Consider the following 22,793-nt stretch of genomic DNA (forward strand, 5'->3'; position numbering starts at 1 on the left):
TTACTCCGCCGACACGTAGATGGTAACCATCTCGCCTTGTTTACCAGTGGAGAAACACCCCGTGCCCCCAGCTGCCGACGAACATCCTGCTTTTTCTAATCCACTCTCAGAAACCATTCTGTAATTCAAGTTCGCGATTGGTTGTCCGTCCGCTGCATGAAAGGAAAAAACTCGGTTGAAGATCCCAGGAATAACAACGGGCTCCGGCGGCACAAACGGCGCCGGCGAATGCGAATTCCCGATAATCACCGTCCCGGATCCAGCCGTAACCTTGTTGCCATGCGTACCCACCGAATCAACCGTCGCGGCAGGTTTGCCGTTGATCAACACAGTGGTCGCCAAACCTCCCGACATCGCACCACCACACGCCGAGGCATCGCCCTGGCGGGCGGCCGCGAGGCCGTCGAAGAACACGTCGCCGGAACCGGCGGCGATCGGATTGGTGCCGTGACCGGGGAGCGAGCAAGCGGTGGGGTCGGATACACGTGCCGCGGGTTTGCCAGACATCGGGGTTCTCCTTAGTTGACCTTGGCTTGATGACTATTCATTTCTTGAGCACACGCCGGAATATTCCAGCCCTCATAACCCGTCGCTGTCGGGTAGATCGCGTGACCGTATACCCACTGCGAGCGTTCATCGGTGGTGAACTCGTTCTGCCAGAGCAGCCATTCGGACGACTTCAGCAACGTGCCGTCTTTTGCATAAACGCGGAAAAAAGCTTCGCTGGCGAATAGCTTGAAAAGCTTTCCCGGTATGCCGAAGGCTGAGTACTGCGGAATGTAGGAACGGATGGAGCACGTACCATTGCCGTTCCAGACAATCGAGTACTCGTGAGCCAGCCGTGCTGCCGTCGTTTTCACGTAACAGGCAATTGAAATCAGGACAGTGGCCGTCAGGGCTAGAAACAGCAAAGCGCTACGCCCCAACTTTGCCAAAAGACCTAAATTCACGGCGCTCCCTCGCATGGTCCTAATTCACCTTCACTTGTCCGCTGCCATCCAGGCGCGCGGAAAAACTGACCTGACGCTTGAACCCTTCTACTTCCAGCAGGCCTTCGATGCTGAAGGCGAGGCGAAGCTGATCGTGGTCACGCGGCAGGGAAATGACACGCACGTTGCTCAGGCGCGGCTCGTAGGCTTCGATGAAGTTTTCGATGGCCAGACGGGCCTGACTCAGGGAGTCGTGCAGGCTCAGACGCATGTCATTGAGATCGGGCAACCCGTAGTCGGACAGCGTTTGCACGCTGCCGGCCCGGGTGCTGAGCATTTTGGCCAGATGGGCAGCCACTGACGCCATGGCACAAGCCTCAAGGCTGTTGCCCTTGCGTAGTTGCGCGTCGCCATTGAGGCGTTCGAACAGGCTGCCGTATCCGTCCATGAGTCGCTCTTACTCTTTGTCCAGCTTGCCAACCAGCGACAGGGTGAAATCGGCACCCATGTACTTGAAGTGCGGACGCACGTTCAAGCTCACGCGGTACCAGCCCGGCTCGCCTTCAACGTCGCTGACGATCACTTGCGCAGCGCGCAGCGGACGACGGCCACGCACTTCGGCGCTCGGGTTTTCCTGGTCGGCAACGTACTGACGGATCCACTTGTTCAGTTCCAGCTCGAGGTCGGTACGCTCTTTCCACGAACCGAGTTGCTCGCGCTGCAGCACTTTCAAGTAGTGAGCCAGGYGGTTGACGATCATCATGTACGGCAGTTGGGTGCCGAGCTTGTAGTTCAGCTCTGCGGCCTTGCCTTCTGCGCTGATGCCGAAGAACTTCGGCTTCTGCACCGAGCTGGCGGAGAAGAACGCCGCGTTGTCGGAGCCTTTACGCATGGTCAGGGAGATGAAGCCTTCCTCGGCCAGTTCGTATTCACGACGGTCGGAAACCAGAACCTCGGTAGGGATCTTGGTTTCGATTTCGCCCATGCTTTCGAAATGGTGCAACGGCAGGTCTTCAACCGCGCCACCGCTCTGCGGGCCGATGATGTTCGGGCACCAGCGGAATTTGGCGAAGCTGTCGGTCAGCTTGGTGCCGAACGCGTAAGCGGTGTTGCCCCACAGGTAGTGCTCGTGGCTGTTGGCAACGGTTTCCTTGTACACGAACGATTTGACCGGGTTTTCTTCCGGATCGTACGGGTTACGCAGCAGGAAACGCGGCACGGTCAGGCCAACATAACGGGAGTCTTCCGAGGTACGGAAGCTCTGCCATTTGGCGAATTGCGGGCCTTCGAAGTGGTCTTTCAGATCTTTCAGATCCGGGAGGCCGGTGAAGCTTTCCAGACCGAAGAATTTCGGGCCGGCGGCAGCGATGAACGGTGCGTGCGACATGCACGAAACGCTGGCCACGTATTGCATCAGCTTCACGTCTGGCGAGCTTGGCGACATGTAGTAGTTGGCGATGATCGCGCCCACCGGCTGACCACCGAACTGGCCGTATTCAGCGGTGTAGATGTGCTTGTACAGGCCCGACTGCATGACTTCCGGCGAATCTTCGAAATCGTCCAGCAGGTCTTCTTTCGAGACGTTGAGGATTTCGATCTTGATGTTTTCGCGGAAGTTGGTGCGGTCGACCAGCAACTGCAGGCCACGCCACGACGATTCCAGCGCCTGGAAGTCCGGGTGGTGCAGGATCTCGTCCATCTGACGGCTGAGCTTGGCATCGATCTCGGCGATCATGCGGTCAACCATGGCCTTCTTGACCGGCTCACCGTTGTTCTGCGGCTTGAGCAGTTCTTCGATGAAGGCCGACACACCGCGCTTGGCGATGTCGTAGGCTTCGTCGTCCGGAGTCAGACGGGTTTCGGCGATGATGCTGTCGAGAATGCTGTATTCGCCGCTGGCGGCGCTCTTCTCTTGTGCTGCGCTAGTGCTCATTGTGTTGGCTTCCTTGGCTGGAGTCTCAGGCGTCCGGGGCTGCGGCGTTCAGGCCCAGCTCACCGAGTACGCGACCGCGGGATTCGTCGTCGGCGAGCACGCCTTCGATCGCTTTACGGAACGCAGGTGCGTTACCCAGCGGGCCTTTGAGGGCCACCAGCGCATCGCGCAGTTCCATCAGTTTTTTCAGCTCAGGCACTTGCTCGACCAGGCTGGCCGGGTTGAAGTCCTTCATCGAATTGACGCGCAGTTGCACAGCCAGCTCGTCGGCCTCGCCATCTTCCTGCAGACGGTTCGGCACGCTCAGCGTCAGACCCAGCTCTTGCTTGGCCAACACTTCGTCGAAGGTCATCTTGTCGATGCTGATCGGCTTGCGATCTTCGATTTTGCGATCGTCCTTGCGGTGGGTGTAGTCACCGATTGCCAGCAGCTTCAGCGGCAGTTCAATCTCTTCCTGAGCACCGCCGGTGGCGGGTTTGAAGGTGACGTTGATGCGTTCCTTGGGGGCTACCGAGCCTTCTTTGGCCATGGCTTTTCTCCTTGCGGTTGTGGCCCTGGGGCCTATTCGAGTACCACTTCGAGGTCGAGGTGGCACAGCCTGCGATAAATCTCTTCCTTGCGTTCACGTACGGCATGGTTCTGCGGCAACAACTCGCAGCAACTGTGCAGCAGGTGCAGCACTTCCAATGCAAGATCGGGCTCCCAGGCGTGCAGGCCTGAGTCCTGTAATGTCTGATCGAGGGTTTCCAGCTGGTTCTTGGCCAGTTCGTATTTCTTGGCCATGAAGCACAGGCGCGCGAGGGCGAACTGCCAGAAGAAGCGTTCGCGGCCGCCGTGGGCGGATTGCAAACCCTGTTTGAGCGTCTGCACGGCAGGCTTCAAGCCTTCCTTGCGCAGCAGCGGCAGGACTTCCTCAAGGGCCTTTTCCCAGGCCGGCTGGGTTTCGACGTTTTCGCTTTCGACCTTGCGCGGCGCGCTGGCGCTTTGCAGGTGCGGCATGACGTTGGCGGCGATCCACGCCCGGGTGGACGGATCGGCAAACGGCGCGCCGTCATGGAAGCGCAACTCGACAATGCCGGGCAGCCGTTGAACCAAAAGCGCGAAGTGGATCTCCACTTCGCGCATTGCCAATTCGGCGTTGAGGTTCTGGAGACACTCCCAGACCATCCTCTGGCCATCGAACCAGAACGGCGCCTTCGCCAGGCTCGCCTCCAGTTCCACCAGCAGGTCAGCGTATTTGCCCTGATCGAAACGGTCCTGATAGAGCTTGAGCTTTTCCAGCGGCAAACCGCGCAGCACGGTGATCTGCTCGGCGTTGCGCTCCGGCACCGCGTCGATGGTCATCCACAGCAGCGTGCGATTGAGGCGCAGGGCGCGCAGGTCGGTGGCTTTCTGCTTGAGCCACCAGGCGCACAACGGACGGGCGCTTTCCTGTTGGGCGCGCAGGGCTTTGTGCGCCTCGCGCTCGTTGTCGATCGGTGCGCCGGGAGTGAGCAACTGGCTGGCAGCCTGCTTGACCTGCGCCACCGCCGCACCGACCACACCGGGGGYTGGCTGATTGTCGGCCGCGCGCTGGATCATGGTTTTCAGGCGACGGGAGATCGGCAGCAACAGCGGCGAGTCATCGCCCAGGTGCTCAGCACACGCCGCTTCGAGACCGGACAGGTGCTCGGAGAGCTGCCGGAACATCGGCAACTGCTCTTTGATCGCAATGTTTTCGGTGATGACCTGCTCGAGACGCGGCACCAGCCAGCCGATCGCGGCGGCACGGGTGCGGGGTTTGAGCGGGTGAACGTCAGCCCAGTTGTTTTCCGACAGATGGTGCAGCAGACCGAGGCCGGCCAGCAGCCCGGGGAAGGATTCGCGCTGGTACAGCGACCAGGTCAGCCAGGCGCCGACACGTAAATCCTTGGATTGGGTACGCAGCAGGTTTTCGCTGTTTTCGCGAATTTTCAGCCAGTCGATCTGCCCGCTTTCGTGCATCGACGAGGCTTTGGCCAGCTCACTTTCCAAGGCCTCGAATTCGCTCGAAAAACGAACGTCTTCGCCCGCGAAATTCTCTTTGGAAACAGAGACTTTAGCGAGTTCGAGGTAATGGGCGGAAAGTTTGCTTGAGTAGGACATCCATGGCCTTTATTAAGGATTACAGTCAGGCGCCTATTGGAGTTACCGCGGCGCGGGACAGTATCGAAGAGCGGTGAAGCGACTCATCCAATTGAGATGTGCTCTTTCAAGTGGGCGCATCGTAATCACTATGATGGCCACTAGCAAGCATCTGATTAAACAACAAGACGAACTGTTCTTTGTTTGTTGTAGGAGGTTTCCCTATATTCAGTCAGGGAATCCCCGATGCCGTCTTCATATATACGCAGCTGCACGAAACACCTGAAAACCCTGATTTAGAGCGATCGTTCCAATCTGCGGTGATCACCGAAGACCGGGGCCGACGACAATGGCGCGGAGCATGACGGGTTTTGAAAAAAACGGATGTAGGATGATTCCGAAAGATTTCAGTGTTGTTTCAACAATCCACAGCGAGACAACCAACAATGGCAAAAGTGCCATCACTATGATGGCTTTTATATATAGGGTATTGATTTAAGTGTGAGGCAGATCGATAGCCAACCAATGCAATTGATTACGTGGCTTTATTATTGCTGCAGGGCATAACAAATAGGCAGGCATAAAAAATGGGCACCCGACCGCAATCGGTGTGCCCATTTTTTCAGCGGTTCTCCCCGTTATTCGAGGAGTTCGCCGCAATTAAGGATTTACGCTGTCTTTCAACGATTTGCCTGGCTTGAACGCAACAGTGTTGCTGGCCTTGATTTTAACCGGCTCGCCGGTCTGCGGGTTTTTGCCGGTGCGGGCGCCGCGGTGGCGTTGCAGGAAGGTGCCGAAGCCGACCAGCGTCACGCTGTCCTTGCGGTGCAGAGCGCCGGTGATTTCTTCGAGAACGGCGTTGAGTACGCGGTTGGCCTGTTCTTTGGTCAGATCTGCTTTTTCAGCGATTGCAGCGGCGAGTTCTGGTTTACGCATTAGTGAAGCCCCTTTGACGGTTTTTTGTTGTTATGTCCGTGCTGTTCTCGTTGGAACAGCGCCCAAGGCGCCGCAGGCTCTACTCTGCGGCAGACGGGAGTGAGAATGGCACGCGGATACCGGCGGCGCCAGTCTCCACGCGACCTTTGTAGGGGCAAAAGCGGGGTGATTCCGACAGAACGACCGGTATTTACGCCAGCAGCGCCGGAAGCTGTTTGTTCAGGGCGAGTTTTTCCATCACCGCTGCACCCGTCAGCGCATAACCGAGCAACTGCCCATCGGCACTGTGGCACAGCGCCTTGATGTCGGTGCCCTGACCTTCGACGGTCCAGACACCTTCGCTGCCCCGTGGTGGTGGCGAAACCACCAGCGGGCACACCGGGGTTTTTACGGTGATCGGCATCGGGCCGTAGCTCACGGCAGTAGGGTTTCCAGCGAGGGTTTGCGCCAGCGCGCGCGCGCAACTCATCAGGGGCATCACGTACAGCAGATTCAATCCGTCGACCTCGGCGCAGTCGCCCAGGGCGTAAATATTGGCGTGGGAGGTTTTCAGGTGCCGGTCGACCACGACGCCGCGATTGACCTGCACGCCGGCAGCCGCCGCCAGATCGATACGCGGGCGCAGGCCGATGGCCGAAACCACCACGTCGCAAGGAATGACCTGGCCGTCGGACAGGTGCGCTTCCAGGCCGTCGGCGACTTTTTGCAGGCGGGTCAGTACCGGGCCGAGGTGGAATTTCGCACCAAGGCTTTCCAGCCCGGCCTGCACCGCCGCCGCAGCGGCCGGGTGCAGCAGCATCGGCATGACTTGTTCGCACGGCGCCACCAGTTGCACTTCGTAGCCGCCAACTATCAGGTCGTTGGCAAACTCACAGCCGATCAGTCCAGCGCCGAGCAATAGCACCCGACGCTTGCCCGCCGCAGCGGCGCGGAAGCGCGCATAGTCTTCGAGATCATTGATCGGGAACACCAGATCGCTGCCATCGCCTTCAATCGGCACACGCACGGTTTCCGCGCCCCAGGCGAGAATCAGGTCGCGATAGCTGACCGCCTCCTCGCCAATCCACAGGCGCTTGTGGCCAGCGTCGATGCCGCTGATGCGCGTGTGCGTGCGCACTTCGGCCTTCAACTGCTCGGCCATGGTGCCCGGCTCGGCCATGCTCAGGCCGTCCGCGTCCTTGTTCTTGCCGAAACCGGTGGAGAGCATCGGCTTGGAGTAAGAGCGACCGTCATCAGCAGTGATCAGCAACAGCGGGGTTTCGCTGTCGAGCTTGCGAAACTCGCGGGCCAGGTTGTAGCCCGCCAGGCCAGTGCCAACGATGACGACAGGTGCGCTCATGCCTTACTCCTTTGTTTTTCTTGCTTAGTTGATTTCGATCATTTCGAAGTCCGTCTTGCCGACGCCGCAGTCCGGGCACAGCCAGTCTGCCGGTACATCCTGCCAAGCGGTGCCCGGCGCAATGCCGTCATCCGGCCAACCCTCGGCTTCGTTGTAGATCAGGCCACAGACGATGCATTGCCACTTTTTCATTCAGGTACTTCCTCAGGGTTCAGGCGTGGTGCCGGCGCGGACGGTCGATGGGTGTTGCGCTGCCATCCGGCTCAGGGCGTTTTGTACTGATGGAGCCGGGCAGATGCAAGCCTGTTCGGCGCAACGGCGACCCGGATCAATCAATCTCGCAGCTCGCCATGGTAAGCTCGCCGCCTCATTTGCGGCCAATAATGACTCATTGTGCGACATTCAAATGCCTGCCCGGCCCCGCTCTGGCTGACCCAAAGCCAACTGACGCCCCTCCCCGATTCGGTGACCCTCGACTGGCTGTTCGACGAAGGCTCCCTCACCCGCCGACTGACCCGGCTGTCCCATGATGGCTTCAGCGTCACGCCGTTGTTCGAAGGCTGGGACACTCTGCGCGCCGACGAATGCGCGGCGCTGGAGTTGGCCGAAGGCAGCGAAGGCTGGGTGCGCGAGGTGTATTTGCGCGGTCACGGCGAGGCTTGGGTGTTTGCCCGCAGCGTCGCTTCGCGCGCCGCCTTGCAAGGCGACGGCTTGCATATGGATGAACTGGGTAGCCGTTCGCTGGGCGAATTGCTGTTTTGCGATCAGGCGTTCCAGCGTCGCGCCCTCGAAGTTTGTCACTACCCTGAACAATGGTTGCCGCCAGACGTGAAGGCGCCTGAGCTGTGGGGTCGGCGTTCGCGTTTCGACCGTGGCGCGCTGAGCGTCCTGGTCGCAGAAATCTTCCTGCCGAGCCTGTGGCGGGCCGCCCGCGCCCATCCGGAGAACTGCTGATGTATCAGAGCCTGCTCAAGTCGCTGAACCGCTTGAACCCGCGCGCGTGGGACTTCATTCAGTTGACCCGGATGGACAAGCCGATCGGCATTTATCTGCTGCTGTGGCCAACCCTTTGGGCCCTGTGGATTGCCGGCAAAGGCTCGCCGTCGCTGGCCAACGTGGTGATTTTCGTCCTCGGCGTGGTACTGACCCGCGCCGGCGGTTGCGTGATCAACGACTGGGCCGACCGCAAGGTCGACGGCCACGTCAAACGCACCGCGCAACGACCGCTGGCCAGCGGCAAGATCAGTTCGAAAGAGGCGCTGGTGTTCTTTGCGCTGTTGATGGGAGTGAGTTTTCTGCTGGTGCTGTGCACCAATGCGCCGACGATCTGGCTGTCGCTGGGCGGCCTGGCGTTGGCGTTCACATATCCGTTCATGAAGCGCTACACCTATTACCCGCAAGTGGTGCTGGGCGCGGCGTTTTCGTGGGGCATGCCGATGGCGTTCACGGCCGAGACCGGTGAACTGCCGGCGGCAGCGTGGCTGCTGTGGATCGCCAACCTGCTGTGGACAGTGGGTTACGACACCTATTACGCAATGACCGATCGGGATGACGATTTGAAGATTGGCGTGAAATCCACGGCGATTCTGTTTGGCGAGGCGGACCGGGTGATCATCCTGAGCTTGCAGGGACTGTCGCTGGGCTGCTTGTTGCTGGCGGGGTCGAAGTTCGAGCTGGGGGTATGGTTCCATCTTGGCTTGCTGATGGCTGCCGGGTGTTATGCGTGGGAGTTCTGGTACACCCGCGATCGCGACCGCATGCGTTGTTTCAAGGCGTTCTTGCATAACCATTGGGCCGGGTTGGCGATTTTCGTCGGGATCGTGCTGGATTACGCATTGCGCTGAAGATTCAAACCTGTGGCAGCGAGCTTGCTCGCGAAAGCGTTGGGTCAGTTGCCACATAGGCTGACTGAGACGACGCCTTCGCGAGCAAGCTCGCTCCCACAGGGGATTTGCGTTTACTTATGCTCGTGCACCACGTGCCACACTTCCTTCATGCCATCGCCTTTCATTTCTCCAGGCTTCTCGTCCTTCATGAAGGTGTACAGCGGTTTGCCGTCATAGGCGTACTGCATCATGCCGTCATCGCGCTTGATGACGGTCCATTTGCCTTCAGCCTTGGCTCCCGCCGGCGCCATCATCGGCGGCCAGTTCTTCGCGCAATCGCCGTTGCACATCGATTTACCGCCATCGTCCTTGTCGAACGTATAAACGGTCATGCCTTTGTGATCGACCATCATGCCGTCCTTCATCATGGCTGGCTCGGCGGCCATGGCAAATCCAGGCAGCGTCAGGGCAGCAGCCATCAGCAGGGCTTTCAAAGAAACAGTCATTTGAGTCATGGAAACCTTCTTTTGTGGTTGTCAGGATTCGGACTTAGAGCTTAGTTGAGGATTTGCACAATCGCCGCCGGACTAAAATACTGTCACACGACTGCAATAATTCCGTTATCTAATGCGGCGCAAGACAGTTAAATGACAAGAGGATTAAGGCATGGTTGGCAGGAGCATTCTGATCGTCGACGACGAAGCGCCCATTCGCGAAATGATCGCCGTTGCGTTGGAAATGGCCGGCTATGACTGCCTCGAGGCCGAGAACTCGCAGCAGGCCCACGCCATCATCGTCGACCGCAAGCCGGACCTGATCCTGCTCGACTGGATGCTGCCCGGCACCTCCGGCATCGAACTGGCCCGTCGTCTGAAGCGTGACGAGCTGACCGGGGACATCCCGATCATCATGCTCACCGCCAAGGGCGAAGAGGACAACAAGATCCAGGGTCTGGAAGTCGGCGCCGACGACTACATCACCAAACCGTTTTCCCCGCGCGAACTGGTCGCCCGCCTCAAAGCCGTGCTGCGCCGCGCCGGCCCGACCGACGGCGAAGCGCCGATCGAAGTCGGCGGCCTGCTGCTCGATCCGATCAGCCACCGCGTGACCATCGACGGCAAACCGGCCGAAATGGGCCCGACCGAATACCGTCTGCTGCAATTCTTCATGACCCACCAGGAACGCGCCTACACCCGTGGCCAGTTGCTGGATCAGGTCTGGGGCGGCAACGTCTACGTTGAAGAACGCACCGTCGACGTGCACATCCGCCGCCTGCGCAAGGCGCTCGGCGACGCCTACGAAAATCTGGTACAAACCGTGCGCGGCACCGGCTACCGGTTTTCCACCAAGGCCTGATCCGACCGCCAGACTCGCAGACAAGGACCGTATTTCCCGTGAATCAAAACTGGCATGGCACCCTGATTCGCCACATGCTGCTGTTGGTCACCGCCTGCCTGGTGATCGGCCTGATCACCGGCTATTACGGCTGGAGCCTTGCGGCGGGCCTGGGGATTTATCTGGCCTGGACGCTCAAGCAATTGCTGCGTCTGCACGAATGGCTGCGCCAGCATCAACCCGACGAAGCACCGCCCGATGGCTATGGCCTGTGGGGTGAAGTGTTCGACAGCATCTACCACCTGCAACGCCGCGATCAGCGCGTGCGCGGGCGCCTGCAAGCGGTGATCGACCGGGTGCAGGAATCCACCGCTGCGCTGAAAGACGCGGTGATCATGCTCGACAGCGACGGCAATCTGGAATGGTGGAACCGCGCCGCCGAAACCTTGCTTGGCCTCAAGACCCCCCAGGACAGCGGCCAACCGGTGACCAACCTGGTGCGCCATCCGCGTTTCAAGGAGTACTTCGAGCAGGACAGCTACGCCGAGCCGCTGGAAATCCCCTCGCCGACCAACGATCGCGTGCGCATTCAGCTGTACCTGACCCGCTACGGCAACAACGAACACTTGATGCTGGTGCGCGACGTCACGCGCATCCATCAGCTGGAACAGATGCGCAAAGATTTCATTGCCAACGTCTCCCACGAGTTGCGCACGCCGCTGACGGTGATCTGCGGCTACCTGGAAACCCTGCTCGACAACGTCGAGGAAGTGAATCCGCGCTGGAGTCGCGCGCTGCAGCAGATGCAACAACAGGGCGGGCGCATGCAGACGCTGCTCAACGATTTGTTGTTGCTGGCGAAACTGGAGGCCACCGATTACCCGTCGGACAACCATCCGGTGCAGATCGACACCCTGCTGCAATCGATCAAGAGCGATGCCCAGCAATTGTCGGGCGCGAAGAACCAGCGCATCAGCCTCGAAGCCGATGCCGGCCTGTTGCTCAAGGGCAGCGAGGCGGAGTTGCGCAGTGCGTTTTCCAATCTGGTGTTCAACGCGGTGAAGTACACCCCGGCCGAGGGCAACATCCGCATTCGCTGGTGGGGTGACGATCAAGGCGCACACCTGAGCGTGCAGGATTCCGGCATCGGCATCGACAGCAAACACCTGCCGCGCCTGACCGAGCGTTTCTACCGCGTCGACTCCAGCCGCAACTCCAACACCGGCGGCACCGGGCTGGGTCTGGCCATCGTCAAACACGTGTTGCTGCGCCACCGCGCACGCATGGAAATCAGCAGCGTGCCCGGTCACGGCAGCACGTTCACCTGCCATTTCGCCCCAGCTCAGGTGGCTCAGGCGCGGGCCATCAGCGCCGCCGAGTAAGACCGACCGGCACTCGCCACTAGGCAATCGCCATGTCAGCCGCTACATTGGCTGACTTGTGCCTGCCTTTCAGGCGCGACTTTTCTCTCTCTTGAATCACACGGAACCCGCAAAACTCCATCATGGACCCTTCCCCTGGCTTGTCCCTCGCTACAATTTTCGCCGATTTCGGCATGATCCTTTTTGCTCTGATCCTGGTTTTGCTCAACGGCTTTTTCGTTGCAGCGGAATTTGCCATGGTCAAACTGCGCTCGACCCGGGTCGAGGCCATCGCTGATCAGAACGGCTGGCGCGGGCACATCCTGCGCACCGTGCACAGTCAGCTCGATGCGTACCTCTCGGCCTGTCAGCTCGGTATCACGCTCGCCTCCCTTGGCCTTGGCTGGGTCGGTGAGCCGGCGTTCGCACACATCCTTGAACCGCTGCTGAGCGCGGTCGGCGTGCAGTCGCCGGAGATCGTCAAAGGTGTGTCGTTCTTCACCGCGTTCTTCATCATTTCGTACTTGCACATCGTGGTTGGTGAGCTGGCCCCGAAATCCTGGGCGATCCGCAAACCCGAGTTGCTGTCGCTGTGGACGGCGGTGCCGCTGTACTTGTTCTACTGGGCGATGTACCCGGCGATTTACCTGCTCAACGCCAGCGCCAACGCGATTCTGCGTATCGCAGGGCAAGGCGAACCCGGTCCGCACCATGAACACCATTACAGCCGCGAAGAACTGAAACTGATCCTGCACTCCAGCCGTGGCCAGGATCCGAGCGATCAGGGCATGCGCGTTCTGGCCTCGGCGGTGGAAATGGGCGAGCTGGAAGTGGTCGACTGGGCCAACTCCCGCGAAGACCTGATCACCCTCGAATTCAACGCGCCGCTGAAAGAAATCCTCGCGATGTTCCGTCGCCACAAGTTCAGCCGTTATCCGGTGTACGACAGCGAGCGCCAGGAGTTCGTCGGCCTGCTGCACATCAAGGATCTGCTGCTGGAACTGGCGGCGCTGGACCACATTCCCGAGTCGTTCAACCTGGCTGAGCTGACCCGTCCCCTCGAGCGCGTGTCGCGCCATATGCCGCTGTCGCAGCTGCTGGAGCAGTTCCGCAAGGGCGGCTCGCACTTCGCCGTGGTCGAGGAGGCTGACGGCAACATCATCGGCTACCTGACCATGGAAGACGTGCTGGAAGTGCTGGTCGGCGACATTCAGGACGAACACCGCAAGGCTGAGCGCGGGATCCTCGCCTATCAGCCGGGCAAGCTCTTGGTGCGTGGCGACACGCCACTGTTCAAGGTGGAACGCCTGCTGGGCATCGACCTCGATCACATCGAAGCCGAGACCCTCGCCGGGCTGGTCTACGAAACCCTGAAACGGGTGCCGGAAGAGGAAGAAGTGCTGGAAGTCGAAGGCCTGCGGATCATCATCAAGAAGATGAAAGGGCCGAAGATTGTGCTGGCGAAGGTGTTGATGCTGGATTGAGTGCAATGCGGGAAACCGCGTTGCCTGCGATCTTTTTTGCTTTATTGCTTGCCCAACGCAAAGTTGGGCAACGCCCCCAGCGGCTGGTTGAACTGATACGGAATCGACACCAGCCCCTCGCCGGTATTGCGCTGCACCACAAAGTGCAGGTGCGGGCCGCTGCTGTTGCCGGTATTGCCCGACAGGGCCAGCGGACTGCCCACCGCCACCCGTTGCCCTTCGCGCACGCTCACCGAACCTTGCTTGAGGTGCAGGTACACGCCCATGGTGCCGTCGTCATGCAGTACCCGCACGAAATTGCCGGACGCATCCGAACCGCGCCCGCTCTGGGAATTCTCGGTCTTCACCACCACCCCGGCCCGCGCGGCAATGATCGGCGTGCCCACCGGCATGGCGATGTCCATCGCATAGCGATTCTTCGGCCCATAGTGACTGTACTGACCGTTGGCGCCCTGACTCAGACGAAACGGCCCGCCACGCCATGGCAGTGGATAGCGATAGCCCTGCGCGATACCAGTGGGGTCACCGAGGGAATAGTAGAACTGCGGCGTATACACCAGCGGCTGCTTGCCGGATATCGCCGTCAGCAACGCCAACCGCGTGTTGCTGCGCGCCGGCAAAACCCGGTGGATGGTTTGCGCCGGCGCACCGCGGACATTGCTCAGCCCGGTGAATGCCAAGGCAATTTTGACCGGCGCATACAAATCGTTGCGCACGAAGACCACGTCTGTGCCCTTCTGCTTCTTGATATCGAGGTAAACCTGCCGTTCCAGGCGCTCGACCATGCGGTCCTGAAACACGAACACCTGCGCGCCTTTGCTCGGCCGGTCGCTGTACGACACCACGCCGTTGGCATCAGTGGATTTGTAGATGGTCATGGCCACAGCCGAAGTGGATGCCATGAAAAGACCATAGAAAAACAGCAGGCGCGCGAGCATGGGCAAGAGTCTGTCGAAGTAAGGCCTGTGAATGAGCCTAGCAGGTGAAGCAGACCAGGCTAGTCGACAGATGTTTCAAATTAGGCAGCCTAGAAAATGTAAGTCGTAAGGGATGGCCCCTTCGCGAGCAGGCTCGCTCCCACATTTGGAATGCATTCCAGGGTGGGAGCGAGCCTGCTCGCGAAGGCGATGTGTCAGGCGACGAAGATCACGCGCCCGGAACGAAGTGCTTCTGCGCCGTACCGCGGGCGATCAGGCGGGAGATGTAGTCGAGTTTCTGCGCGTCCTGGTCGACGAAACGGAAGGTCAGTTGCAGCCAGTCGCTGTCGGGTTTCTGCTCATGCGCAACGATGGCGTGCAGGTAACCATTGAGACGGGCGATTTCGGCGTTGTCGCCCTGCTCCAGGTCGAGTACGGCGCTGTCGAGGATCTGCGGCAGGGTCTCGGTGCGTTTCACCACCAGCAACGCTTCCTTGATGCTCAGGGCCTTGATCACGCATTGCTGGGTGCCGCTTGGCAGGCGCAATTGGCCCTGACCGCGACCACCGACCGGCGCTTTCGACGTGGCGGGAGCCTGAACCGGTGGGCTGTTGAGCAGACCGCGCGATGGAGCAGCAGCGGGCGCTGGTGCAGCGACGGCAGGTTTGGCGAACGGATTGACCGCCGCCGCAGCCGGAGCACCACCGACCACGGCAGGCTTGCCGCCAGTCAAGGCGCTCAGGGAATCGTTGCCGAACGCCGAGTTCATCTTGGTCGGCGCGCTGTTCATCAGGGTGTCGAGCTTGCCGACCTTGTTCAGCGCCTGTTTGACCTTGGTCAGCAGTTGCTCGTTGGTGAACGGCTTGCTGACGTAGCCGGAAACGCCGGCCTGAATCGCCTGCACGACGTTTTCCTTGTCGCCACGGCTGGTGACCATGACGAACGGCATGGTCTTGAGGTTGTCTTGCTCGCGGCACCAGGTCAGCAGCTCGAGACCGGACATTTCCGGCATTTCCCAGTCGCACAGAACCAGGTCGAACGCTTCCCTGGCCAGCATGGCCTGAGCCTTTTTGCCGTTGACGGCGTCCTCGGTGCGGATCCCCGGGAAGTAATTACGCAGGCACTTTTTCACCAGGTCACGAATGAACGAAGCATCGTCCACGACCAACACACTGATCTTGCTCATCCAACACCCCTATTAAAATCCCGGCAAGCATAACGCTGGCTGATGGCACATTGCCAAAACTCTTCAGTCACGCCGGGACTTTTCGTTCGCGGGTGCTGCTTTTTAATTCGGTTCTGCCCATGAAAAGCACAAACAAAAACGCCCGGCCAAAGGGCCGGGCGCTTTTCTCAGGCAATCTTACTTATCGTCAGCATCGCCCGGAACATTAGCGGTTTCGCCGCTTGTGCCTTCAACTTCTTCTTTCATGCGTTTGAGGCCCATGTGGCGCACGTCGGTGCCGCGCACCAGGTAAATGACCAATTCGGAGATGTTGCGTGCGTGGTCGCCGATGCGTTCCAGCGAACGCAGCACCCAGATAATGCTCAAGACCCGCGAGATAGAGCGCGGGTCTTCCATCATGTAGGTCGCCAGCTCACGCAGGGCGGTCTTGTATTCGCGGTCGATGATCTTGTCGTACTGCGCCACCGACAACGCCAGATCGGCGTCGAAACGGGCGAACGCGTCCAGCGCATCGCGAACCATGTTGCGCACCTGGTCGCCGATATGGCGAACCTCGACGTAACCGCGTGGCGCTTCACCTTCTTCGCACAATTGAATCGCACGGCGAGCAATCTTGGTCGCTTCGTCACCGATGCGCTCCAGGTCGATCACCGACTTGGAAATGCTGATGATCAGACGCAGATCGGAGGCCGCCGGTTGACGGCGGGCGAGAATGCGCAGGCATTCTTCGTCGATGTTGCGTTCCATCTGGTTGATCTGGTCATCGATCTCGCGCACTTGCTGAGCGAGACCGGAGTCGGCTTCGATCAGTGCGGTGACCGCGTCGTTGACCTGCTTCTCGACCAGCCCGCCCATGGCCAGGAGGTGGCTGCGCACTTCCTCAAGCTCAGCGTTGAACTGCGCGGAGATGTGGTGGGTAAGGCCTTCTTTACTAATCATGTTGGCGTCCTTGGAGCGTCCGGTAAGGTGCGGCGGGCCGCAGCGTCAATTCTGTGAATAACCCGCAACTGTCAGCCATAACGACCGGTGATGTAGTCTTCGGTCTGCTTCTTCGCCGGATTGGTGAACAGGGTATCGGTGTCGCCAAATTCCACCAGTTTGCCCATGTACATGAACGCCGTGTAGTCGGACACCCGCGCGGCCTGTTGCATGTTGTGCGTAACGATAACGATGGTGAACTTGGACTTCAGCTCGTAGATCAGCTCTTCGACTTTCAGCGTCGAGATCGGGTCGAGGGCCGAGCACGGTTCGTCGAGCAGCAGCACTTCCGGCTCAACCGCGATGGTACGGGCGATGACCAGACGCTGTTGCTGACCACCGGACAGGCCGAGTGCYGATTCATGCAGACGATCTTTGACTTCGTCCCACAGTGCCGCGCCTTTCAACGCCCACTCGACCGCTTCGTCGAGGACGCGCTTCTTGTTGATGCCCTGGATGCGCAAGCCGTACACGACGTTTTCGTAGATGGTCTTCGGGAACGGGTTGGGCTTCTGGAACACCATGCCGACGCGACGACGCAGCTCGGCAACGTCTTCGCCCTTGCGATAGATGTTGTTGCCGTAGAGGTTGATCGCGCCTTCTACGCGGCAGCCGTCAACCAGGTCGTTCATGCGGTTGAAGGTGCGCAGCAGCGTGGATTTACCGCAGCCGGACGGGCCGATGAACGCGGTCACGCGCTGCTTCGGGATGTTCATGCTGACGTCGAACAGCGCTTGTTTCTCGCCGTAGTAAAGGCTCAGGCCGGGTACTTCGATGGCCACGGTTTCCTGTTCGAGATTCAGGCTCTGCTTGTCGCGGCCCAGGGCAGACATGTTGATGCCGTGGGTATGTGTTTCGTGCTGCATGGGAGGCTCCCTGTGCTAACAAATTCGGTTCGGAACACTGCTCGGTGCAGCTTCCATCAATATTGCGGCGGTCGCGATTCAATGTGGGAGCGAGCTTGCTCGCGAAGGGGCCCTCACGGCCGCCAAAAGCTTCGCGAGCAAGCTCGCTCCCACAGGGTTCGCGTCGTCCTTAGCTATCCAGTGCTTTGTATTTTTCGCGCAGGTGGTTGCGGATATACACCGCCGACAGGTTCAACGTCGCGATCACCAGTACCAGCAACAGCGCCGTGGCATACACCAGCGGACGCGCCGCTTCGACGTTCGGGCTCTGGAAGCCGACGTCATAGATGTGGAAGCCCAAGTGCATGATCTTCTGATCCAGGTGCAGGTACGGGTAGTTACCGTCCACCGGCAGCGACGGCGCCAGTTTCACCACACCCACCAGCATCAGCGGCGCCACTTCACCGGCGGCGCGGGCCACGGCGAGGATCATGCCGGTCATCATTGCCGGGCTGGCCATCGGGATGACGATCTTCCACAAGGTTTCAGCCTTGGTCGCGCCCAGTGCCAGCGAACCTTCACGCACGGTGCGCGGAATACGTGCCAGACCTTCCTCGGTCGCCACGATCACCACCGGCACCGCCAGCAGCGCCAGGGTCAGCGAGGCCCAGAGCAGACCCGGTGTACCGAAGGTCGGCGCCGGCAGTGCTTCGGGGAAGAACAAACGGTCGACCGAACCACCGAGTACGTAAACGAAGAAGCCCAGACCGAACACGCCGTAAACGATCGCCGGAACACCGGCGAGGTTGTTCACCGCGATACGGATGATCCGCGTCAGGGTGTTCTGCTTGGCGTATTCACGCAGGTACACCGCCGCCAGCACACCAAACGGGGTGACGATCATCGCCATGATCAGGGTCATCATCACGGTGCCGAAGATCGCCGGGAAGATCCCGCCTTCGGTGTTCGCTTCACGCGGGTCGTCCGAGAGGAATTCCCAGATCTTGCTGAAGTAGAAACCGAGCTTGGTGAAGGTGCTCATCGCGTTCGGCTGGTAAGCGTGAACCACTTTGCCCAGGCCGATTTCAATCTCTTTGCCGTTGGCGTCACGTGCGGTCAAGGCATCACGGTTGAACTGCGCATGCAGATCGGCCAGACGTGCTTCGATGTCCTGATAACGCGCATTCAGCTCGGCACGCTCGGACTCCATGTCCGCCTGCGCGGTGGCGTCGAGCTTGCCTTCCAGTTCCAGTTTTCGACCGTGCAGACGGATGCGTTCGAGCCCTGCGTTGATTGCACCGATGTCGGTCTTTTCCAACGACTTCAGTTGCGCCGCCAGACCGTTCACACGGTTGATCCGCGCTTGCAACTCTGGCCATGCCGCCTCGCCTTCGGCGATGACTTTGCCGTCCTGTTTGACGTTGACCAGGTAGCCGTAGAAGTTGCCCCACTCGCGACGTTCGATCGCCATCAACTCGGGAGGCGTCGTCTGGTTGGTCAGCCACTCGCCGACGATCCAGGTAAAGTCGTTGCCGTTCAGGTCACGGTTGCCGACCTTGATCAGCTCACGGGTCATGAATTCCGGACCTGCATCAGGCACCGGCAAACCGGCGCTCTTCAGACGGGCACGGGGCACTTCTTCTTTCTGCACCACTTCACCGACGACCAGGTGATTGGCCTGACCCGGTACGTCGTAATTGGCGTGGACCAGGTCCGCCGGCCAAAAGTGACCCAGACCGCGCACGGCAATCACCGCCAGCAGGCCAATGGTCATGATGACCGCGATGGACACCGCGCCACCGCTGATCCAGACGCCCGGGGCGCCGCTCTTGAACCATCCTTTCAGGGAGTTCTGTTTCACAGACTTCTACCTTTGCTTAAAGCGACGAGTATTTCTTGCGCAGACGCTGACGAATCAGTTCTGCCAGGGTGTTCATGACGAAGGTGAACAACAGCAGCACCAGCGCCGAGAGGAACAGCACGCGGTAGTGGCTGCCGCCGACTTCCGACTCGGGCATTTCCACCGCGACGTTGGCGGCCAGGGTGCGCAGGCCTTCGAACAGGTTCATTTCCATGACCGGGGTGTTACCGGTGGCCATCAACACGATCATGGTTTCGCCGACCGCACGGCCCATGCCGATCATCAGCGCCGAGAAGATCCCCGGGCTGGCAGTCAGGATCACCACGCGGGTCATGGTCTGCCACGGCGTGGCACCCAGCGCCAGCGAGCCGAGGGTCAGGCCGCGCGGCACACTGAACACGGCGTCTTCAGCGATCGAGTAAATGTTCGGAATCACCGCGAAACCCATGGCCAGACCGACCACCAGAGCGTTGCGCTGGTCGTAGGTGATGCCCAGGTCGTGGGAGATCCACATGCGCATGTCACCGCCGAAGAACCAGTTTTCCATGAACGGGCTCATGTACAGCGACAACCAACCCACAAACAGGATCACCGGAATCAGCAGCGCACTTTCCCAACCGTCCGGGACTTTCAGGCGGATCGATTCAGGCAGGCGGCTGAAGGTGAAACCGGCGACCAGAATGCCGATAGGCAGCAACATCAACAGGCTGAAGATGCCCGGCAGATGCCCTTCGACATATGGCGCGAGGAACAGCCCGGCGAAGAAACCGAGGATCACCGTCGGCATCGCTTCCATCAGCTCGATCACCGGTTTGACCTTGCGGCGCATGCCCGGGGCCATGAAGTACGCGGTGTAGATCGCAGCGGCAACGGCCAGTGGAGCAGCGAGCAGCATGGCGTAGAACGCAGCTTTCAGAGTGCCGAAGGTCAGTGGCGACAGACTCAGTTTCGGTTCGAAATCGGTGTTGGCCGCGGTCGATTGCCAGACGTATTTAGGCTCGTCGTAGTTCTCGTACCAGACCTTGCTCCACAGCGCGCTCCAGGAAACTTCCGGGTGCGGGTTGTCGAGCAGTAATGGTTGCAGCTTGCCGCCGGCTTCGACGATCACGCGGTTGGCACGCGGCGACAGACCGAACAGGCCTTGACCTTCTACCACTTGATCGACCAGCAAGGTGCGATGCGCGGTGCTGTGGAACACGCCAAGCTTGCCGCTAGCATCCAGAGCAAGGAAGCCCTTGCGACGCTCTTCGGCAGTGATTTCAACGATCGGCGTGGTGCCCATCTGGAAAGTTCGAATCTGCTTCAGGCGCAGCTCACCATCGGTGTCACGGGCCATGAACCACTGGGCCAGACCACCCTTGGAGTCGCCGACGATCAGCGAGATACCACCGACCAGTTGCGTGGTCGCAGTGACTTCGGCGTCAGCGTTTTCCAGCAGTTTGTAGCGACCGTTGAGGCTCTTGTCGCGCAGGCTGAACACATCGGCCTGAGCGCGACCGTTGACCACGTACAGCCACTGCTGGCGCGGGTCGACGAAGATGTTTTTCACCGGCTCAGTCATTTGCGGCAGATCGATACGCTTCTGCTCGTTGGTGACTTCGCCAGTCATCATGTTTTCTTCGCTGGTCAGCGACAGCACGTTGAGTTGCGAACCGGTCGAACCGACCAGCATCAACGTCGTGTCGGTGGCGTTCAGGCTGACATGCTCCAGCGCGCCGCCGGCTTCGTTCAGCGCGATCGGCGTCTCGCCGTACGGATACTCGATGGCCGGGCTGATGGTTTTCTTGCCATCGGGGTAGCTGACTTTATAGGTGTGACGGAACACCAGCGCCTGACCGTTGGACAGACCCACGGCCACCAGCGGATGGCCCGGCTGATCTTCACCAATAGAAGTCACGGTTGCGCCGGCTGGCACTGGCAGATCGACGCGCTTCAGTTCAGCGCCACTGTCGATGTCAAAAAACAATGCCTGGCCCTTGTCGGAAACGCGCATGGCCACCTGATTCTGCTCTTCGAGCGAAATCATCAGCGGCTTGCCGGCGTCCTGCATCCAGGCTGGGGTGATCGAGTCTTTCGCAGTCAGGTCGGCACCCTGGAACAGCGGCGCCACCACGTAGGCGAGGAAGAAGAAGATCAGGGTGATGGCTGCCAGCACCGCGAGACCGCCAACGAGGACGTACCAGCGGGTGAAGCGATCCTTGAGCGCGCGAATGCGGCGCTTGCGTTGCAGCTCAGGCGTATTGAAATCAATGCGCTTGGGAGGATTAGTAGTCATGTGGGAATTGGCCAGATCATTCATGCGCTCACCCTAGCGATCCTGTATGACAGAAAGATGACAATGCAGTGACGCAGCAAATCCACCGCCAGCGGGACTGGCAGGGGATCAAAAATTTGAGGTGTGTAAAAGGCCGGTCTGCGCGCAGATCCGGCCTTTTACATGAGTCCGGTGGGGTTCACTCTGGACTCAATTTGTTACTTTTTTGCGACTTCAGCGCCGCCTTCCTGCAGACCCAGGTCAGCCAGTGCTTTTGCAGCAACCTTGGCTGGCAGTGGGATGTAGCCGTCTTTCACTACCACTTCCTGGCCCTGCTTCGACAGCACCAGTTTCACGAACTCAGCTTCCAGCGGAGCCAAAGGCTTGTTCGGGGCTTTGTTGACGTACACGTAGAGGAAACGCGACAGCGGGTACTTGCCGTTCAGGGCGTTTTCTTCGCTGTCTTCGATGAACTCGGTGCTGCCCTTCTTCGACAGAGCAACGGTCTTCACGCTAGCGGTCTTGTAGCCGATGCCCGAGTAACCGATGCCGTTCAGCGAGGAGCTGATCGACTGCACAACCGACGCCGAACCTGGTTGTTCGTTGACGTTTGGTTTGTAGTCGCCTTTGCACAGGGCTTCTTCTTTGAAGTAGCCGTAGGTGCCGGATACCGAGTTACGGCCGAACAGTTGCACTGGCTTGTTGGCCAGGTCGCCGGTCACGCCCAGGTCGCCCCAGGTTTTCACGTCGGTTTTGGCGCCGCACAGGCGGGTGGACGAGAAGATCGCGTCAACCTGTTCCATGGTCAGGTGCTGGATCGGGTTGTCCTTGTGCACGAACACTGCCAGGGCATCCACGGCAACCGGAATAGCGGTTGGCTTGTAGCCATACTTCTGCTCGAAGGCCGCCAGTTCTGTGTCCTTCATCTTGCGGCTCATCGGGCCCAGGTTGGAGGTGCCTTCAGTCAGCGCAGGTGGCGCAGTGGCGGAGCCAGCGGCCTGAATCTGGATGTTTACGTTCGGGTATTCTTTTTTGTAGTTCTCAGCCCAGAGGGTCATGAGGTTGGCCAGGGTATCGGAACCGACGCTGGACAGGTTGCCCGACACACCAGTGGTCTTGGTGTAGCTCGGGATAGCAGGGTCAACAGCGGCGAACGCGTTGGCAGTCGCAACGCCAGCAGCGACAAAAGTCATTGCCGCCATCAAACGCTTCAGTTTCATGCCTTACTCCTAGCAGATAGGGTGTGTTAAGTCGGGGCCAAGTATCAGCAGGCCGTGTGAACACTCTATGGCTGAAATATGACAATTGGATGAAAGGCCAGCATCGAGGTTTTACTGAATGATTCGTGGTGCCCCCATTCGCGAGCAGGCTCGCTTGTATGGTAGGACTTGAAGGGAGGAGGAGGGACAAGGCTCGATTCTGACTGTTGACGCAGTACAGACCGTGGGAGATTTCGCCCCTCCTCCTTTCACCCAAGCGCCGATAAAGAATGCATCTGGCTAGACC

The 22,793-nt window shown here is 59.7% G+C and carries 22 protein-coding genes; 5 read left to right on the forward strand and 17 right to left on the reverse strand.

Features of this window, described 5'->3' with window-relative positions; translation table 11 throughout:
• The 9 genes from AC1DVF_RS14750 to AC1DVF_RS14790 all read right to left on the reverse strand — a co-directional run bounded on the left by AC1DVF_RS14750 (position 1) and on the right by AC1DVF_RS14790 (position 7,432).
• A complete protein-coding gene (locus AC1DVF_RS14750) occupies positions 1-507 on the reverse strand; it encodes a PAAR domain-containing protein (RefSeq protein WP_477782669.1) in 507 nt (168 codons plus the stop codon).
• 11 nt (positions 508-518) lie between these two features.
• Positions 519-950, reverse strand: a complete 432-nt coding sequence (locus AC1DVF_RS14755; RefSeq protein WP_236427323.1) for a hypothetical protein — start codon at positions 948-950, stop codon at positions 519-521.
• Between the two features lie 19 nt (positions 951-969).
• Positions 970-1,377 carry a type VI secretion system baseplate subunit TssE gene (gene tssE, locus AC1DVF_RS14760; protein WP_093429635.1) on the reverse strand — a complete coding sequence of 136 codons (408 nt, stop codon included), beginning with the start codon at positions 1,375-1,377 and terminating at the stop codon, positions 970-972.
• Positions 1,378-1,386: 9 nt separating this feature from the next.
• Entirely contained in the window at positions 1,387-2,862 is a 1,476-nt protein-coding gene (tssC, locus tag AC1DVF_RS14765; protein ID WP_477782670.1) for a type VI secretion system contractile sheath large subunit, read from the reverse strand.
• 25 nt (positions 2,863-2,887) lie between these two features.
• Complete coding sequence (gene tssB, locus AC1DVF_RS14770) at positions 2,888-3,391, reverse strand: type VI secretion system contractile sheath small subunit (RefSeq protein ID WP_003229587.1); 504 nt, start codon at positions 3,389-3,391, stop codon at positions 2,888-2,890.
• A gap of 32 nt (positions 3,392-3,423) precedes the next feature.
• A complete protein-coding gene (tssA, locus tag AC1DVF_RS14775; protein WP_477782671.1) occupies positions 3,424-4,986 on the reverse strand; it encodes a type VI secretion system protein TssA in 1,563 nt (520 codons plus the stop codon).
• Between the two features lie 639 nt (positions 4,987-5,625).
• Positions 5,626-5,901: an HU family DNA-binding protein gene (locus AC1DVF_RS14780; RefSeq protein WP_003213368.1), complete on the reverse strand. Its 276-nt coding sequence runs from the start codon at positions 5,899-5,901 to the stop codon at positions 5,626-5,628.
• A gap of 190 nt (positions 5,902-6,091) precedes the next feature.
• Positions 6,092-7,240, reverse strand: coding sequence for an NAD(P)/FAD-dependent oxidoreductase (locus tag AC1DVF_RS14785; RefSeq protein ID WP_477782672.1), 1,149 nt, complete (start codon positions 7,238-7,240; stop codon positions 6,092-6,094).
• A gap of 24 nt (positions 7,241-7,264) precedes the next feature.
• On the reverse strand, positions 7,265-7,432 hold the full coding sequence (locus AC1DVF_RS14790) for a rubredoxin (RefSeq protein WP_095049651.1): 168 nt from the start codon (positions 7,430-7,432) through the stop codon (positions 7,265-7,267).
• Between the two features lie 201 nt (positions 7,433-7,633).
• Between AC1DVF_RS14790 and AC1DVF_RS14795 the strand changes: the two genes are divergently transcribed.
• Positions 7,634-8,194: a chorismate--pyruvate lyase family protein gene (locus AC1DVF_RS14795; RefSeq protein WP_116254216.1), complete on the forward strand. Its 561-nt coding sequence runs from the start codon at positions 7,634-7,636 to the stop codon at positions 8,192-8,194.
• Positions 8,194-9,084: a 4-hydroxybenzoate octaprenyltransferase gene (gene ubiA / locus AC1DVF_RS14800; protein ID WP_460089303.1), complete on the forward strand. Its 891-nt coding sequence runs from the start codon at positions 8,194-8,196 to the stop codon at positions 9,082-9,084. The genes AC1DVF_RS14795 and ubiA overlap by 1 nt, the downstream gene beginning before the upstream one ends.
• Positions 9,085-9,197: 113 nt before the next feature.
• On the opposite strand, the gene AC1DVF_RS14805 is transcribed toward ubiA, so the two are convergent.
• On the reverse strand, positions 9,198-9,581 hold the full coding sequence (locus AC1DVF_RS14805) for a COG4315 family predicted lipoprotein (protein ID WP_477782673.1): 384 nt from the start codon (positions 9,579-9,581) through the stop codon (positions 9,198-9,200).
• Positions 9,582-9,732: 151 nt separating this feature from the next.
• On the opposite strand from AC1DVF_RS14805, the gene phoB reads away from it, so the two are divergent.
• The 3 genes from phoB (at position 9,733) to AC1DVF_RS14820 (ending at position 13,246) form a co-directional block, all read left to right on the forward strand.
• Positions 9,733-10,422 carry a phosphate regulon transcriptional regulator PhoB gene (gene phoB / locus AC1DVF_RS14810; protein WP_007896474.1) on the forward strand — a complete coding sequence of 230 codons (690 nt, stop codon included), beginning with the start codon at positions 9,733-9,735 and terminating at the stop codon, positions 10,420-10,422.
• Positions 10,423-10,496: 74 nt separating this feature from the next.
• On the forward strand, positions 10,497-11,783 hold the full coding sequence (phoR, locus tag AC1DVF_RS14815) for a phosphate regulon sensor histidine kinase PhoR (RefSeq protein WP_189661338.1): 1,287 nt from the start codon (positions 10,497-10,499) through the stop codon (positions 11,781-11,783).
• Between the two features lie 122 nt (positions 11,784-11,905).
• A complete protein-coding gene (locus AC1DVF_RS14820) occupies positions 11,906-13,246 on the forward strand; it encodes a hemolysin family protein (protein ID WP_007920256.1) in 1,341 nt (446 codons plus the stop codon).
• 41 nt (positions 13,247-13,287) lie between these two features.
• Here the strand turns inward: AC1DVF_RS14820 and AC1DVF_RS14825 are convergent, their stop codons facing one another.
• The 7 genes from AC1DVF_RS14825 to AC1DVF_RS14855 form a co-directional block, all read right to left on the reverse strand.
• Positions 13,288-14,184, reverse strand: a complete 897-nt coding sequence (locus AC1DVF_RS14825; RefSeq protein ID WP_477782674.1) for a peptidoglycan DD-metalloendopeptidase family protein — start codon at positions 14,182-14,184, stop codon at positions 13,288-13,290.
• A gap of 208 nt (positions 14,185-14,392) precedes the next feature.
• The gene (locus AC1DVF_RS14830) at positions 14,393-15,349 is read right to left on the reverse strand and encodes a response regulator (RefSeq protein WP_093429627.1); all 957 of its coding nucleotides are present in this window, start codon (positions 15,347-15,349) and stop codon (positions 14,393-14,395) included.
• Positions 15,350-15,526: 177 nt separating this feature from the next.
• Positions 15,527-16,288 carry a phosphate signaling complex protein PhoU gene (phoU, locus tag AC1DVF_RS14835; protein ID WP_007954334.1) on the reverse strand — a complete coding sequence of 254 codons (762 nt, stop codon included), beginning with the start codon at positions 16,286-16,288 and terminating at the stop codon, positions 15,527-15,529.
• Positions 16,289-16,359: 71 nt separating this feature from the next.
• Positions 16,360-17,193 carry a phosphate ABC transporter ATP-binding protein PstB gene (pstB, locus tag AC1DVF_RS14840; RefSeq protein WP_093429626.1) on the reverse strand — a complete coding sequence of 278 codons (834 nt, stop codon included), beginning with the start codon at positions 17,191-17,193 and terminating at the stop codon, positions 16,360-16,362.
• A gap of 169 nt (positions 17,194-17,362) precedes the next feature.
• Positions 17,363-19,033 carry a phosphate ABC transporter permease PstA gene (pstA, locus tag AC1DVF_RS14845; protein WP_093429625.1) on the reverse strand — a complete coding sequence of 557 codons (1,671 nt, stop codon included), beginning with the start codon at positions 19,031-19,033 and terminating at the stop codon, positions 17,363-17,365.
• A gap of 16 nt (positions 19,034-19,049) precedes the next feature.
• Positions 19,050-21,083 carry an ABC transporter permease subunit gene (locus AC1DVF_RS14850; RefSeq protein ID WP_175559543.1) on the reverse strand — a complete coding sequence of 678 codons (2,034 nt, stop codon included), beginning with the start codon at positions 21,081-21,083 and terminating at the stop codon, positions 19,050-19,052.
• Between the two features lie 422 nt (positions 21,084-21,505).
• On the reverse strand, positions 21,506-22,507 hold the full coding sequence (locus AC1DVF_RS14855) for a phosphate ABC transporter substrate-binding protein PstS (protein WP_054048327.1): 1,002 nt from the start codon (positions 22,505-22,507) through the stop codon (positions 21,506-21,508).
• Positions 22,508-22,793 lie beyond the last annotated feature (286 nt).

The sequence above is a fragment of the Pseudomonas sp. P4_D7 genome, assembly GCF_056401755.1.

Coding starts and splice junctions, on each gene's coding strand:
- AC1DVF_RS14750 (WP_477782669.1), bottom strand. CDS start 507: ATGTCTGGCAAACCCGCGGCACGTGTATCCGACCCCACCGCTTGCTCG.
- tssE (WP_093429635.1), bottom strand. CDS start 1,377: ATGGACGGATACGGCAGCCTGTTCGAACGCCTCAATGGCGACGCGCAA.
- tssB (WP_003229587.1), bottom strand. CDS start 3,391: ATGGCCAAAGAAGGCTCGGTAGCCCCCAAGGAACGCATCAACGTCACC.
- AC1DVF_RS14780 (WP_003213368.1), bottom strand. CDS start 5,901: ATGCGTAAACCAGAACTCGCCGCTGCAATCGCTGAAAAAGCAGATCTG.
- AC1DVF_RS14785 (WP_477782672.1), bottom strand. CDS start 7,240: ATGAGCGCACCTGTCGTCATCGTTGGCACTGGCCTGGCGGGCTACAAC.
- AC1DVF_RS14790 (WP_095049651.1), bottom strand. CDS start 7,432: ATGAAAAAGTGGCAATGCATCGTCTGTGGCCTGATCTACAACGAAGCC.
- ubiA (WP_460089303.1), top strand. CDS start 8,194: ATGTATCAGAGCCTGCTCAAGTCGCTGAACCGCTTGAACCCGCGCGCG.
- AC1DVF_RS14805 (WP_477782673.1), bottom strand. CDS start 9,581: ATGACTCAAATGACTGTTTCTTTGAAAGCCCTGCTGATGGCTGCTGCC.
- phoB (WP_007896474.1), top strand. CDS start 9,733: ATGGTTGGCAGGAGCATTCTGATCGTCGACGACGAAGCGCCCATTCGC.
- phoR (WP_189661338.1), top strand. CDS start 10,497: ATGCTGCTGTTGGTCACCGCCTGCCTGGTGATCGGCCTGATCACCGGC.
- AC1DVF_RS14820 (WP_007920256.1), top strand. CDS start 11,906: ATGGACCCTTCCCCTGGCTTGTCCCTCGCTACAATTTTCGCCGATTTC.
- AC1DVF_RS14825 (WP_477782674.1), bottom strand. CDS start 14,184: ATGCTCGCGCGCCTGCTGTTTTTCTATGGTCTTTTCATGGCATCCACT.
- AC1DVF_RS14830 (WP_093429627.1), bottom strand. CDS start 15,349: ATGAGCAAGATCAGTGTGTTGGTCGTGGACGATGCTTCGTTCATTCGT.
- phoU (WP_007954334.1), bottom strand. CDS start 16,288: ATGATTAGTAAAGAAGGCCTTACCCACCACATCTCCGCGCAGTTCAAC.
- AC1DVF_RS14850 (WP_175559543.1), bottom strand. CDS start 21,083: ATGCAGGACGCCGGCAAGCCGCTGATGATTTCGCTCGAAGAGCAGAAT.
- AC1DVF_RS14855 (WP_054048327.1), bottom strand. CDS start 22,507: ATGAAACTGAAGCGTTTGATGGCGGCAATGACTTTTGTCGCTGCTGGC.